The sequence below is a fragment of the Haloplanus salinarum genome (assembly GCF_024498175.1).
Taxonomy (GTDB): Archaea; Halobacteriota; Halobacteria; order Halobacteriales; family Haloferacaceae; genus Haloplanus; species Haloplanus salinarum.
On record NZ_CP101823.1, the window covers coordinates 38814 to 51047 of the forward strand.

General features: G+C 69.8%; 12 protein-coding genes and 1 pseudogene. 7 read left to right on the forward strand and 6 right to left on the reverse strand.

Translation table 11 applies throughout. The annotated features are described in order from the left end of the window. Nucleotides 1–22: 22 nt before the first annotated feature. From NO364_RS00245 to ftsZ, 4 genes are all read left to right on the forward strand, one after another. Complete coding sequence (locus NO364_RS00245; RefSeq protein ID WP_199243783.1) at nt 23–757, forward strand: DUF8116 family protein; 735 nt, start codon at nt 23–25, stop codon at nt 755–757. 58 nt (nt 758–815) lie between these two features. Next, nucleotides 816–1367 (forward strand): double zinc ribbon domain-containing protein, encoded by a 552-nt coding sequence (locus NO364_RS00250; protein WP_157689509.1) that lies wholly within the window; start codon nt 816–818, stop codon nt 1365–1367. Nucleotides 1368–1578: 211 nt separating this feature from the next. After that, entirely contained in the window at nt 1579–1761 is a 183-nt protein-coding gene (locus tag NO364_RS00255; RefSeq protein ID WP_157689508.1) for a ribbon-helix-helix domain-containing protein, read from the forward strand. A 2-nt stretch (nt 1762–1763) separates the two neighbouring features. Beyond that, a complete protein-coding gene (ftsZ, locus tag NO364_RS00260; protein ID WP_157691124.1) occupies nt 1764–2933 on the forward strand; it encodes a cell division protein FtsZ in 1170 nt (389 codons plus the stop codon). A gap of 551 nt (nt 2934–3484) precedes the next feature. Here ftsZ and ncsA read toward each other — a convergent pair. Next, a complete protein-coding gene (ncsA, locus tag NO364_RS00265; protein WP_257628236.1) occupies nt 3485–4450 on the reverse strand; it encodes a tRNA 2-thiolation protein NcsA in 966 nt (321 codons plus the stop codon). Nucleotides 4451–4532: 82 nt separating this feature from the next. On the opposite strand from ncsA, the gene NO364_RS00270 reads away from it, so the two are divergent. Further along, complete coding sequence (locus tag NO364_RS00270; protein ID WP_257628237.1) at nt 4533–5213, forward strand: DUF7095 family protein; 681 nt, start codon at nt 4533–4535, stop codon at nt 5211–5213. A gap of 103 nt (nt 5214–5316) precedes the next feature. On the opposite strand, the gene NO364_RS00275 is transcribed toward NO364_RS00270, so the two are convergent. The 3 genes from NO364_RS00275 to NO364_RS00285 are packed head-to-tail and all read right to left on the reverse strand — an operon-like array spanning nt 5317 to nt 8248. Beyond that, nucleotides 5317–6129 carry a class I SAM-dependent methyltransferase gene (locus tag NO364_RS00275; protein ID WP_257628238.1) on the reverse strand — a complete coding sequence of 271 codons (813 nt, stop codon included), beginning with the start codon at nt 6127–6129 and terminating at the stop codon, nt 5317–5319. Between the two features lie 29 nt (nt 6130–6158). Further along, a complete protein-coding gene (locus NO364_RS00280) occupies nt 6159–7373 on the reverse strand; it encodes an endonuclease/exonuclease/phosphatase family protein (RefSeq protein WP_157689504.1) in 1215 nt (404 codons plus the stop codon). A 41-nt stretch (nt 7374–7414) separates the two neighbouring features. Beyond that, on the reverse strand, nt 7415–8248 hold the full coding sequence (locus NO364_RS00285) for a deoxyribonuclease IV (protein WP_157689503.1): 834 nt from the start codon (nt 8246–8248) through the stop codon (nt 7415–7417). Between the two features lie 136 nt (nt 8249–8384). Here NO364_RS00285 and NO364_RS00290 point away from each other — a divergent pair. Then, nucleotides 8385–8690, forward strand: a pseudogene (locus tag NO364_RS00290) (redoxin domain-containing protein); the annotation flags it as partial. Between the two features lie 180 nt (nt 8691–8870). Here the strand turns inward: NO364_RS00290 and NO364_RS00295 are convergent. After that, on the reverse strand, nt 8871–9701 hold the full coding sequence (locus tag NO364_RS00295) for a lipoate--protein ligase family protein (RefSeq protein ID WP_157689501.1): 831 nt from the start codon (nt 9699–9701) through the stop codon (nt 8871–8873). A 59-nt stretch (nt 9702–9760) separates the two neighbouring features. Next, on the reverse strand, nt 9761–10738 hold the full coding sequence (locus NO364_RS00300; protein WP_257628239.1) for an LXG domain-containing protein: 978 nt from the start codon (nt 10736–10738) through the stop codon (nt 9761–9763). A gap of 159 nt (nt 10739–10897) precedes the next feature. Between NO364_RS00300 and NO364_RS00305 the strand changes: the two genes are divergently transcribed. Then, nucleotides 10898–12154, forward strand: coding sequence for a PstS family phosphate ABC transporter substrate-binding protein (locus tag NO364_RS00305; RefSeq protein ID WP_257628240.1), 1257 nt, complete (start codon nt 10898–10900; stop codon nt 12152–12154). Nucleotides 12155–12234: the final 80 nt, after the last annotated feature.

Sequence of the window (12234 nt, forward strand, 5' to 3'; positions counted from 1 at the left end):
CGCCGGCGCTACGAGTGGGACCGTGACCGTCGCCCGACTGCTCGGCATCGAGACGCCCGCCGACGCCGCCGACTGGTACGCGGCCGGTCGCGCCTACACCCACCGGGTCGCGGCGGGGATGGATTTCGACGACGCCGACGCCGTCGACGGCGACGGGGTGACCGCGGCGCTCCGTACCGACCCGGCGACGCTGTCGAACCGCGAGGCCGAGTCCGTCGTCGGCGTCCTGGTCGGCGACGCCGTCTTCGCCGAGCCGTTCTGCGAGTGGATGCCGACGTGGTACGAACTCGGCCTGTGGCCGGCTGCCAGACTCCTCGAACGTCGGCTTCGAGGGGTCGCCCGCGAGGTCGCCGCGACCGCGGGGCTGACCGTCGCCCTGCCCCGGTTCCCGCGGCCGCGGGACGCCCTCGTCGCGGGCCGGTCGCCGCTCGCGGGCGTCACGGGCCTCCGGGAGCGGTTCGCCCTCGCGGCCGCGGTGACCCACCTCGAGTGGTTCGCCCACGCCGCGGCCGCCGACGGGGTCGCGGTGCCGCGGGACTTCCTCGCCCGGGCGCGGCGGGAGACGCTCGACCACTACGCCGGGTCGCGCGGACCGCTCTCGCCCCGGGTTCGGCGCTTCCAGCGGCTCCTGTTCACCGACGGGGACTGGGTGCGGGCGGTCGACGACGCCTACGGGCTCGACAGTTGGGTGTTCGGCCGCTGGGCGCGGTGGCTGGACGCCGAACGGGACCGGCTCGCCGTCGCGACCGACGACTGACAGACAGACGTCAGACACGTCCAAGGTTTCAAATAACCCGCCGCCGTGTCTGGGAACGATGAGCAAGATCACGTTCCGCGCCGACGACGACCTCGTCGAGCGTCTGGAGGAGTTCGACGCCTCCAAGAGCGAGGTGATGCGCGACGCCCTGCGCACCTACCTCGACGAGGCGGAGCGTGGCCACGGAGCGGGTGGGGACGACGACGCTGCGAGCGATCCCACGATGGCGTTGCTGGAGACGCTGCTCGCCGACGGTGCGTTCGCACCGCGTGACCCGCCGTCGATCAACGTAAACGTCACCGTCGACGGCGTGTCCGCCGATCCGTCGGACGTGTCGGTCGAACGCGAGTCCGAGACGACGGCGCGTAAGACGCAACGGGAGCGCGCGGCCGACGACCCCGACCCGTCGGCGCCGTCGACGGGATCGCGTAAAACGTGTTCCCAGTGTGGCGAGGATATGTCCGCTGGGCACGTCTACTGCCCGAACTGCGGCGAGAAGGGTGCGCACCGCGTCTTCTGTGACTGCGGTGACGAGATCCGTTCGGACTGGGCGTTCTGTCCGAGCTGTGGCCGCCGAACGCCGGCAGCGGACGTGTTGGACCGTGCGTAATCCGATTCTCCCTCCCGTTTACGACCGTCGGACCACTCTGTCTTACAACGGCCGTTAATTTTATAAGGTATTGGTCTGTTGGTACGTTCGCGTAAGACGGTCGTCTTACAGACCGGCCGCTCCGGAGGTAGCGGGCCTCAGTCGGGCGGTTCGAGCCTGTAAGACAGTGCGCGGGGTGATGCCCCTTCCGTCTTACCGGGGGAATGCAAACATGGAGCGTGTGACACTACGAATTCCGAAGCAGCAGATCGAGGAGGTCGAACAGATGGTCGAGACGGGAGAGTTCCCGAACCGAAGCGAGGCCATCCGCTCGGCGGTCCGCGAGATGCTCAACGAACAGAGCGAGTCCCGCGACGACAAACGCAACCGCAACCGCAGCTGGGCGAAGGTGTGACGATGCAGAGCTTCGTCCAAGACGCCATCGAACACGAGGAAGCCGAGGACCGCGGCGCCGACGACGACGACGAGTTCGGCAACCCGCGGATCGTCATCGTCGGCGCCGGCGGTGCCGGTAACAACACGGTCAACCGACTGTACAACATCGGCGTCGACGGCGCCGAGACGGTCGCGATCAACACCGACAAACAGCACCTGAAGATGATCGAGGCCGACACGAAGATCCTCGTCGGCAAGTCGCTCACGCAGGGGCTGGGTGCCGGTGGCGACCCCTCGATGGGCGAGCGTGCGACCGAGATGGCCCAAGGGACGATCAAGGAGGTCCTCGACGAGGCGGACCTCGTGTTCGTCACCGCCGGGATGGGCGGCGGGACCGGGACCGGTGCCGCGCCCGTCGTCTCCAAGATCGCCAAGGAACAGGGTGCCATCGTCGTCGGCATGGTGTCGACGCCGTTCAACGTCGAGCGCGCCCGCACGGTCAAAGCCGAGGAGGGACTCGAGAAACTCCGCGGCGAGGCCGACTCGATCATCGTCCTCGACAACAACCGCCTGCTCGATTACGTCCCGAACCTGCCTATCGGCAAAGCGTTCTCGGTGATGGACCAGATCATCGCCGAGACGGTCAAGGGTATCAGCGAGACCATCACCCAGCCCTCGCTCATCAACCTGGACTACGCGGACATGTCCACGATCATGAACCAGGGCGGCGTCGCGGTGATGCTCGTCGGCGAGACCCAGGACAAGAACAAGACCCAGGAGGTCGTCAGCGACGCGATGAACCACCCGCTGTTGGACGTGGACTACCGCGGCGCGTCCGGCGGGCTCGTCCACATCACCGGTGGACCGGACCTCACGCTGAAGGAGGCCGAAGGTATCGCGAACAATATCACCGAGCGACTGGAGGCGAGCGCCAACGTCATCTGGGGCGCGCGCATCCAGGAGGAGTACAAGGGCAAGGTACGGGTCATGGCCATCATGACCGGCGTCCAGAGCGCCCAGGTGCTCGGTCCGTCGACCCAGCGGCAGGCGGAGAAGTCCCGCCGGAGTCTCAACGGCGAGGACGTTTCGGAATTCGACGCGAGCGAGAACGTCGGCCAGGAGCAAGGATCCTGGTCGGACGGCGGTCGCGATCAGGTCGACCAGCGTAACGGCGTCGACGTGATCCGGTAGCGACCGCGAAGCTCCGTTCGTCTTCGACGCGACCAGCGACCGCGTCTTACAGTTGTTCGAGGCGAAAGCCCACGGCTTTAGCCGTGGGATGAAGCCGACACGGTGGGGGGACAATCCACGGGCCACCAGCCAGCCGGGAGTTGTGTCCCGAATCGTTAAGTTTGGCCCTCCCGTACTGTGTTGTGACGGCGTTCCCCGGTTGTGGCACGGGGTCTTCGACCCCAACGGACGCTTCGCGTCCACAGCCCGCCGGGTAAGAAAGCCGAACCCAGTCCACGGCGTAACACGCGAGGTGACGCGACCCGTGGTACCCAGTTGGCTGAATACCCGACCGTGGAGGCCCGAACCGGTATTCGGGCCGTCGAAGCGCCCGGCGCGTCCGGGTGGGAAGGCCCGTTTGGCCGGGCTGTACGCGCTGGAAAGCACGTTCGGGGTCGTAACCGAACGGCCACCGTCGAACGCCCCACGCGAAAGCGTACTTGAGGGCCGAGGAAACGCGCAACCTTGAACTCCCCTTCGGGGAATCCCACGGCTGAAGCCGTGGGAGGAGGTCAAACCGCTTCGATCGACTCGACCAGCCGGCACTTCCGACAGATCCTGCCGCCCGTGCTCGACCCACAGCGGTCGCACTCGCCGAGGTCGGCCCCGTCGTCATCGCGGTACCGTTCGGCGGCCAACTCGGCGAGTTCCTCGTAGCCCGCCATGATCGAGTGTCGCGTCCCGGGGTGGTCCTCCTCCATGCCGAGCAACAGCTCCTGGATCTCGCCCCGATAGGCCTCGCTCGCGTGCGGACACTCCGTGATGTGGGCGGGGAGGTCCGCCAGGTGGGCGTACAGCGCCACCTCCTTCTCGGGCACGTCCCGCAGGGGCTTGGCCCGGGGGACGAAGTGTGCCGTCTCGGCCCGCCGGTCGAACGGCCCGAGGCTCGCGTCGAAATGTTTGGCCATCTGTTTCAGATCCCCCTCGAAGAAGTTCATCAGCGCCGTCTGGGCCTCGTCGTCGAGATTGTGGCCCGTCAGCAGTTTGTCGGCATCGAGTTCGTCGGCGTACGACTCCAGGAGGTCGCGGCGGAACACGCCGCAGTACGCGCAGGCGGCCATGTCCTCGGGGTCCTTCTCGACCACGTCGTCCATGCGGACGCCGAGTTCGTCGGCGTACGACACCACCTCGTGACGGAGGTCGAGCTCCGCCGTCAGCGCCCGGGAGGCGTCGAGGCTCTCGTCGCGATACCCCTCGATCCCCTCGTGGATCGAGAGGGCGACGAGTTCGACGCGAGGGTCGCGGCCGAACGTCTCGGCCAGGAGGTGCGTCAGGACGACGCTGTCCTTGCCGCCGGAGAGGCCGATCACCCACGTCTCCGGATCCTCGGGCGAGGCGTCCGCCGGGAGGAGGCCGTCCTCACGGACCCGACGGCGCACCCGCTTCTCGACCGAGGCGCGAAAGTGGTCGTCACAGAGGTGGGCCCCCGAGTAGGCCGCGTGCATCACCGCCTCGCGGCCGCACCTGTCACAGTCCATCGCCGCCACGTTGCCGGCCGGCCCGTATCACGGTTTCGTCTCCGCCAGAACGGTTTTGGCCGGGCGGCCGCAAACGGGGACGATGGACCGAGACGCGGCGCTCGATCGGGTGGCCGAAATCGTCGACTGCGTGGACCAGGCTGCGGCCGACGGACCGACCGACGGCGACGATCCCGCGCTCCTCCCGGTGCCCGTCCGCGAGGTGTGGGTGTACGGCGACGTCGCCCTCGGCCTCGACCCCCTCGACCGCCTCGACGTGTACGTCACCAAGGACCTCCTCATGCGCGGCGACGCCGACCGCGCGGCCGACTTCGAGGAACGGTTCGGCGTCGCCGGCGTCGGCAAGACCGTCGACGCCGATTGGGCCGCGGCGTATCCGGAGCACCTCCGGGCGAACGACGGCGGGCACGCGGCACCCGAGCGCTGTCTCGCCGCCCACCTCGTCGACGACGACGAACCCATCCACCTGGAGGTGTGCAACGCCTCCTTCACCGACAACGTCACCCAGCGGCTGAAGGGGGCGATGGCCCGGGAGGCCTACGGCGAGATCCTCGATCCGCGGGGGGTCTGTCTGTGGGCCGACGGCCGCCGCGACGACGACGCGATGGCGAAACTCCGCGGCGGGGAACTCGCCTTCCCGACGCTCCCGGGGGCCCTGGAGATGCTCGGGCTGGACGAGTCCACCGCCACCGAGGCCGCCGACGCGATGCGCGCCCGCCGCGCCGAGCGGACGGGACGGACCGTCCGCGGCGACGTGGTGTGAGCGAACGGGTGACGCCGGCGGCTCCACGCGGGACGGCGGCGTCACGCGACCGCGACCCGCCCCGCGGCGACGGTCAGGGCACGGGGGTGCTGGCCACCCCCTCCTATTTGAACTCTCGCGCCGCCGGCGCCCGTCCGACGGTCACGTCGAAGGGTACCACCTCGGCTCGACGGTAGGTACCCGCCTGCATCGCCTCGACTACCTCCCGTCCCATCGTCCGCCACGCCGACCGGAGGTCGTCGTACTCGTCGCCGACCGCCCGCTGGAGTTCCGTCTCGTGGTCGGCCAGCCCCGCCCCCGTCGCCTTCCGCGTCGCGTCCCGCAGGTCGCCCTCGTCGTACGGCGGTTCGATCACCTTCCGGTGGTAATGTCTCCGGGTGGTCACGTCGACGAGGCCCGCGGCCTCGAAGGCGTCGACCGCCCGCTCGCCGAGCGCGACGTCCGTGCCGACCCCCGCGAGGTACGCCTCCCGGACCCGGCGTTCGAGTTCGACCTCGCGGTCCACCGTCGACTCGACCGCCACGTCGGCGTTGTCGGGTTCGACGGCGGCCACGTGGTCGGTCGCGACGCGGCGGAACTCCCGGAGCGTCGCGGCCGGATCGGGTAGGTTCACGAGCAGCGCCTGACACGTCACGAGGTCGAACGCCCCGTCGGCGACCGGCAGGCGTTCGGCGTCGCCGGCGACGACCGGGCACTCGGTCTCCGCGCGGGCGACGGCCAGGAGTTCGGGGTCGGCGTCGAGGCCAACCACCTCGCCGCCGGACTCCTCGGCGAGCACCCGCGTGAGTTCGCCCGTCCCGCAGCCGACATCGAGGATCCGTTCCCGGTCGGACAGGGCGAGTGCGTCCAGCGCCTCCCGCGAGGACCACAGCCCCGCCCGCGTCCGCCGGAGGTAGTCGGCCGAGAATCTGCGCACGCCGGCCCTACCTCCTCGGTCCCCAAAAGTCAGTCGTCATCGCGGGCGGCGAGCGCCCCGCCGAGGAGGGCGGCGAGCGCCGCCGGCACGCCGAACCCCGGCGCGGTGCCCGCCGTCGGCGTGGCCGTCGCCGTCGGCGTTTCGGTCGGGGTGGGTGTGGCCGTCGCCGTTCCGGTGGTCGTCGTGGTCGCCTCGCTACCCGGGACCAGCGTCGCCACCACCCCAGCGTGGTCGGACGGCCAGAGCCGGTCGCCGTCGGCGGAGACGCGGGCGGTCGGATCGGCGCCCACGCGGCGCACGTCGCTCGCCCGCAGTCCGCCCCGGACGAGCACGTGATCGATCCGCGAGTCGAGCGACGGCTCGGCGTTCCGGAGGTCGGCCGCGTGACAGCAGGTCGCGCCCGCGTCGCCGACGTCGTCGAACGATTCCACGAGGCGGTCGTACGCCGTCGTCGACGCCCCGGGGCCGCTGTTGATGTCGCCGACGAGGACCGCGGGATCCGATCGGTCGGCGAGGGTGTCGAGCGTCTCCGTCGCCTGTGCCGCCCGCGTCTCGGCCGACGCCGATTCGAGGTGCGTGGTACAGACCGTCAGCCGGTGGCCGTCGACCGTCGCGTCGGCGACGGCGTAGCCGCGTTCGATCGTCACCTCCCGGTCCGAGCGCGACAGCGAGAGCGCGGCGTCGAAGGTGTCCGCCGTCGCGCCGTTCGTCTCGACCGACTCCCGCGCGAGCAACAGGTCGCGGTCGGTCAGCCGCACCGTCCGCTCTTCGCCGTCCACCGTCGCCGGCACCGTGAGGTCGGCCCCGGCCGTCGCCGCGACGACCCGGTAGGGTTGCCCGCGGGCCGCGAGCCGCGAGAGGAGCGTCTCCCGGAAGTCGTAGCGTACGTCGGTCGCGTCGCCGCCCGGCGGTCCCGTCCGGACCAGCGCCGCCTCCTGTATCCCGACCAGCGCCGGTTCGGCCCGGGCGAGTTCCGCGGCGACCGCGTCCAGTCGCGCCGCGACCTGGCTGCGGTCGACCGCCGCGAGGAGTTCGCCCGCCGTCTCGCGGACCGCGTCCGGCCCTTCCGCGGCGGCCCCGAGGAGTCGAAAGAGGTCGGCGCCCAGATAGCAGTTGCGCGTGGCGACGGTCACGCCGTCCGTGGTGGCGGCCCGCCCCGTTCCGGCGCCCGTTCCGAGTCCGACCGCGACGCCGGCGGCGCCGACGCCGGCCCGGAGCGCCGTCCGTCGAGAAACGTCGTCCATTCGTCGCGTCGTAGGGACGGTCCGCCCAAAAGCGGTCCGGCCTACGCCCCGTTCCGGAGGTCGCGCACCCGCTCGATGTTCCACGCGAAGCCTTTGCCGTCCTCGGTGGGCGTCTCCAGCACGAACGGCAGGTCGGTCAGATCGGGGTGGGTGACGATCCGGCGCATGCCGTCGACGCCGATCAGCCCCTCGCCGACGTGGGCGTGTTCGTCCTTGTTCGTCCCGCAGGCGTGTTTGGAGTCGTTGAGGTGGAGACAGTGGAGGTGTTCGAGGCCGACCACGTCGTCGAACTCGTCGACGACGTCGTCGACGCCCGCGGGCGTCGAGAGGTCGTACCCCGCGGCGAAGGCGTGAGCCGTGTCCAGACAGACCCCTAGGTCGTGGCGGCTCTCCGCCAGCACCGTCGCGAGGTGTTCGAACTCGCCGCCGAGTTTCGTCCCGCTGCCCGCGTCGCTCTCCACGAGGACGGTCACGTCCCCGGGCACGTCGAGTTCGTCGAGGGCGCTCACGGCGTTGTCGAGGCCGCCGTCGACGCCCGCACCCGTGTGAGCGCCCAGGTGGACGTTCACGTACTCGATGCCCAGTTTCGACGCGGCGTCGACCTCGGCCTGCATACTGTCGATGGACTTCTCGCGCAGGTCCGCTTTGGGGGTACAGAGGTTGACGAGGTACGAGGAGTGGATCACCCAGGGGCCGTCGAGGTGCTGGGCGGTCCCCTCGCGGAAGGCCGCCGCCTCGTCGTCGCCGACGTTCGGGTCCTGCCAGACCTGCGGCGAGTGGGTGAAGATCTGTCCGCAGTTGCCGTCGACTTCGCGCTGGTTGTCGACCGCGTTGTCGACACCGCCAGCGATGGATACGTGTGCTCCGACTCGCATACCGGAGCGAGGACACCGGCGCGCAAAGGCGCTTCGAATCGGTAGGCGAACGGTTTTGTCACCCCCGCCCGAACGCGGCCCTATGGCACGGGAAGAGCCGGTCGCAGTGGGGGAGACGGCCCCGGACGTCGGCGCGATGCTCGTCCGTCCGGACGGGACCGTCGAGGAGACGACGCTGGGGGCGCTCACCGACGACCGTCCGGTGTTGCTCAGCTTCTACACCGTCGACTTCAGCCCCGACTGCATCGACGAGTGGTGTTCGTTCCGCGATTTCGACTGGTTCTCCAGCGGCGAACACGTCCAGGTGGTCGGCGCCAGCAAGTCGAGCGCCGGCCTCCACCGGCGCTTCATCGACTACCTCGGGCTGAACTTCCCGCTCTTTGCCGACACCGACCTCGAACTGTCCGACGCCTTCGGGGTCACCTACCGCGCCCTCGGGATCACCCGTCGGTCGCGACGCTCCTGTTTCCTCCTCGATTCCGACCGGCGGGTGCGGTATCGGTGGCTGAGCGATCACTGGCTCGATCCGACCCGCGACAAACCGCCCGTCGACGCGATCCACGACGCCGTCACCGAGGAACTCGACGTCTCCGGCCCCGAGACGTTCGTGTTCTGCGGGTCCCTACCGCTGACCCGGCCGCCGCCTCGTCCACGTCTCGGCGCCGTACTTCTCCGCCGCCAGTTCGCGGCCCCGCGACAGTTCCGCGTCCGTCCATGCGCCCGTCTCGGCGTCCGCCCACTCCCGGAGCGACGACTCGACGGCCGCCACCGCCGTCGCCCGGTCGACGTCGGCGTGGTCCGCGATGCCGGTCACGCGCTCGCGGAACGTCTCGGCGTCGGCGCCCGGGTCCGCGAAGACCGAGAGGTGTCGCTCCGGGGACACCGCGTAGGTGAGCGATCCGTGCTGGACGACGGCATCGGCCCGGCGGTGCTGGGCGTTGCCGCTCACCTTCCGGGGGCCGTCCGCCCCCGGCACGACCACGTCGTGAGCGGGGTGGAGTTCCCGCAGGTAGCAGGCGGGCTCGTGGACCGCCGGCCGTCCGGTCTCCGCGAACCGCGCGGGGACGCCGAGGCGGTCGAAGGCGTCGAGGATCGGCGTACAGAGGCGACGGTAGGATTCGACCAGGTCCCCGGGGAGTTCCCCGTCGGGCGCGACGATGGTGTAGGAGATGTCGCCGTGGGCGTCGTGGTAGATGCCGCCGCCGCCCGTGGGACGGCGGGTGACGCCGATCCCCTCGCGCTCGCAGTGGGCCCAGTCGACGGTGTCGGGGTCCTGGTGGTAGCCGAGCGAGAGCGTCCCCGGCTCCCACCGGTAGACCCGGAGGGTCCGGGGACCGCCCGCTGCGGCCGTCTCGGCTGCCACCTCGTCGAGTGCCATGTTCATCGGGCCCGACCACGCCTCCTCGCGGATCAGGCGCCACTCGCGGTCGGCGAGGGCGTCGCTCGCGTCCATACCCCGCCGTTCGTGGCGGGGCCCAAAGGTTCCGTGGTCGGTGTCGTCGTCGAACCGGATCAGGCCGACGCCGCGTCCGCCGTCTCCGGGCGGTACTCGCCGAGGAGCGACTCGACCGCCCGCCAGTCGACCGGCGGAGCGTGGTCGTCGAGCGCGGCCTCGAAGTCGGTCATCCGGTCGCCGTAGCGGTCCCGCCACCCGGCCGATCCCTCGTCGGAGCGGTCGTCGATCGACCGCCATCGGTCCTCGAGGTTCGTGAGACGACCGTCGAGGGCGGCGAGGCCCTCGGCGTCGACGGCGCCGTGGGCGTCGTCCGGACCGGGGTCGGGCCAGTCCCGGAGGTCGTCGACTTCCGCACGGAGGTCGTCGAGCAGGAGTCGGGACACCCGGTGTCTGAGGGCGGCGTCGAACCGGACGGTCGCGGGTTCGACGTCCGCACCCACGTCCCCGGCCGTGAGCGCGTCGAGGGTCCTCGCCACGGCGTCGACGACGTCCGCCACCGCGTCGACGTCGTCGTCGAGGGCGTCCAGCCGACGGTCGGGGTTCCGGACCCACGCCTCGAACTCCTCGGCGTCGACGCCGAGTTCGTCGGCGGTGTGCTGGGCGGAATTGGCCGCTGCGTGGAGCCGACGGGTCTCGACGGCCGTCTCGTAGATGGCGCCGGATTCGTTCGCGAGGTCGACGACCGACTGCAGTCGGTCGCCGAGGTCGTCGACGCGAGACGTGACCGCCGCGTGCCGCCGCTCGAAGTCGTCGAGACGCTCGGCCACGCTGTCGAGGTGATCGACCGCGGCGGCGGCCTCGCGGGCGTCGTCGATCAGCATTCCGGCGTTCTCCACGCGGGTTTCGGGGGTGGATACCACCTTCGAGACGTGAGCGAGCGCGTCATCGACCGCTTCGCGACGAACCGTTCCCTCCTCGGTCACCCGTTTCAGCGCCGTCCGAACCGCGTCGGGGTCGTCGCCGGTCCTGGCGACGACGTCGTCCACGGCCGCGTCCAGCGACAGCCCGTCGAGCGAGTCGTCGTGATCGGTCACAGGTCACGTTTTCGCCGAGGCGTCGTTATAATCTTCAGTATTAGCACCTCAGAGGACTATTTTTGCATATATAGCCGAGTGATTGGTACACTGTATCATGGGGGTGGCATCTACCCCTCATATAAACGACCTTTACCGGAACTCCGGGAAATTCAGGTGATGTCTGACAACAGCGGAGATCAGCGTGATCGCTTTTCGCGACGGACGTTCATCGCGACGACTGGCGTCGTCGGCATGGCTGGGCTGGCCGGCTGTGGCGGGCAGTCCGGTGGCGGCGAGGGCGGCGACGGCGACGACGGCGGCGAGTCCGACCCCGATCCCACCGCTACCGAAACCGAGTCGGGCATGTCCGGCGAGAGTGCGGGGACGGAGTCGAGCGGCGAGGGCCCGAACACCTCGTTGCTCAACGCCGAGGGATCGTCGACCGTCTACCCGATTTCGAACACGGGTAGTTCCTACTGGAACTCCAACGCGCCGCCGAGCGACGGCGAGTACTGGGGGTCGAACTCGGAGAGTACCGTGCCCGGCTGGAGCCAGCTCGGCGAGCCGGACATGCTCCTCGCGGACTACTTCGCCTCGAAGTTCGGCTTCGAGCCGACTGAGCAGCGCTCCAGCCCGCCGTTCCAGACGACGATCGGTCTGAGCCACTCGGGGACCGGCTGTGAGGCCGTCACGGAGGGTCTGGTCGACATCGGCAACTCCTCGGGGCCGATCACGGCGGAACTCGACTGGAGCGAGGAGCAGGCCCAGAACACGGTCGTCGACAACGTCGTCGGTCGCGACGGCCAGCCGGTCGTCGTCAGTTCGGACGTCGTCGACGCCGGCGTCACCCAACTGACCGGCGAGCAGGTCCGCGGCATCTACCAGGACGAGATCACCAACTGGAGCGAGATCGAAGGGATCGACTACGACCAGGAGATCTACGCCATCGGCCGCGCCGAGGGCTCCGGGACGGACACCTCGTTCCGCCTGAACATGCTCGGCAGCGCCGACGCCTCGATGTCGGGCGTCGACACGCGCTTCGGGCAGAACCAGCAGGTCGCGCAGGCCGTCTCCCAGAACGAGGGCGCCATCGCGTACATGGCGCTGGCGTTCACCAGCGAGACGGTTACCCCCATCGCCATCAATTTCGACGGCACGCTCTACGAGCCGGACCGCGACGCCGAGAACACCATCTTCGACAGCGAGTACCCGCTCAACCGCGACCTGCACATGTACACGCTGATCGAGGACTCCAACCCGGACGGTGGCGGGTACGACGCCCGCGAGGCCGCCTTCATCAACATGTTCCTCAACGAGTTCGGGCAGACCGTCTTCGTCGAGGGGAACAACTACATCCCGCTGCCGACGAGCGACCTGCAAGCCATGAAAGAGCAGGTTTCGCCCCTCGCCACCGAAGACCTCATCATGCCCTAATCCGGCGGACCGTCCGGAGCGGCTCGCCGTCGGCGACCACCGAACGTCCGTTTCTATGACACCTTCGGAAACACTCCCAC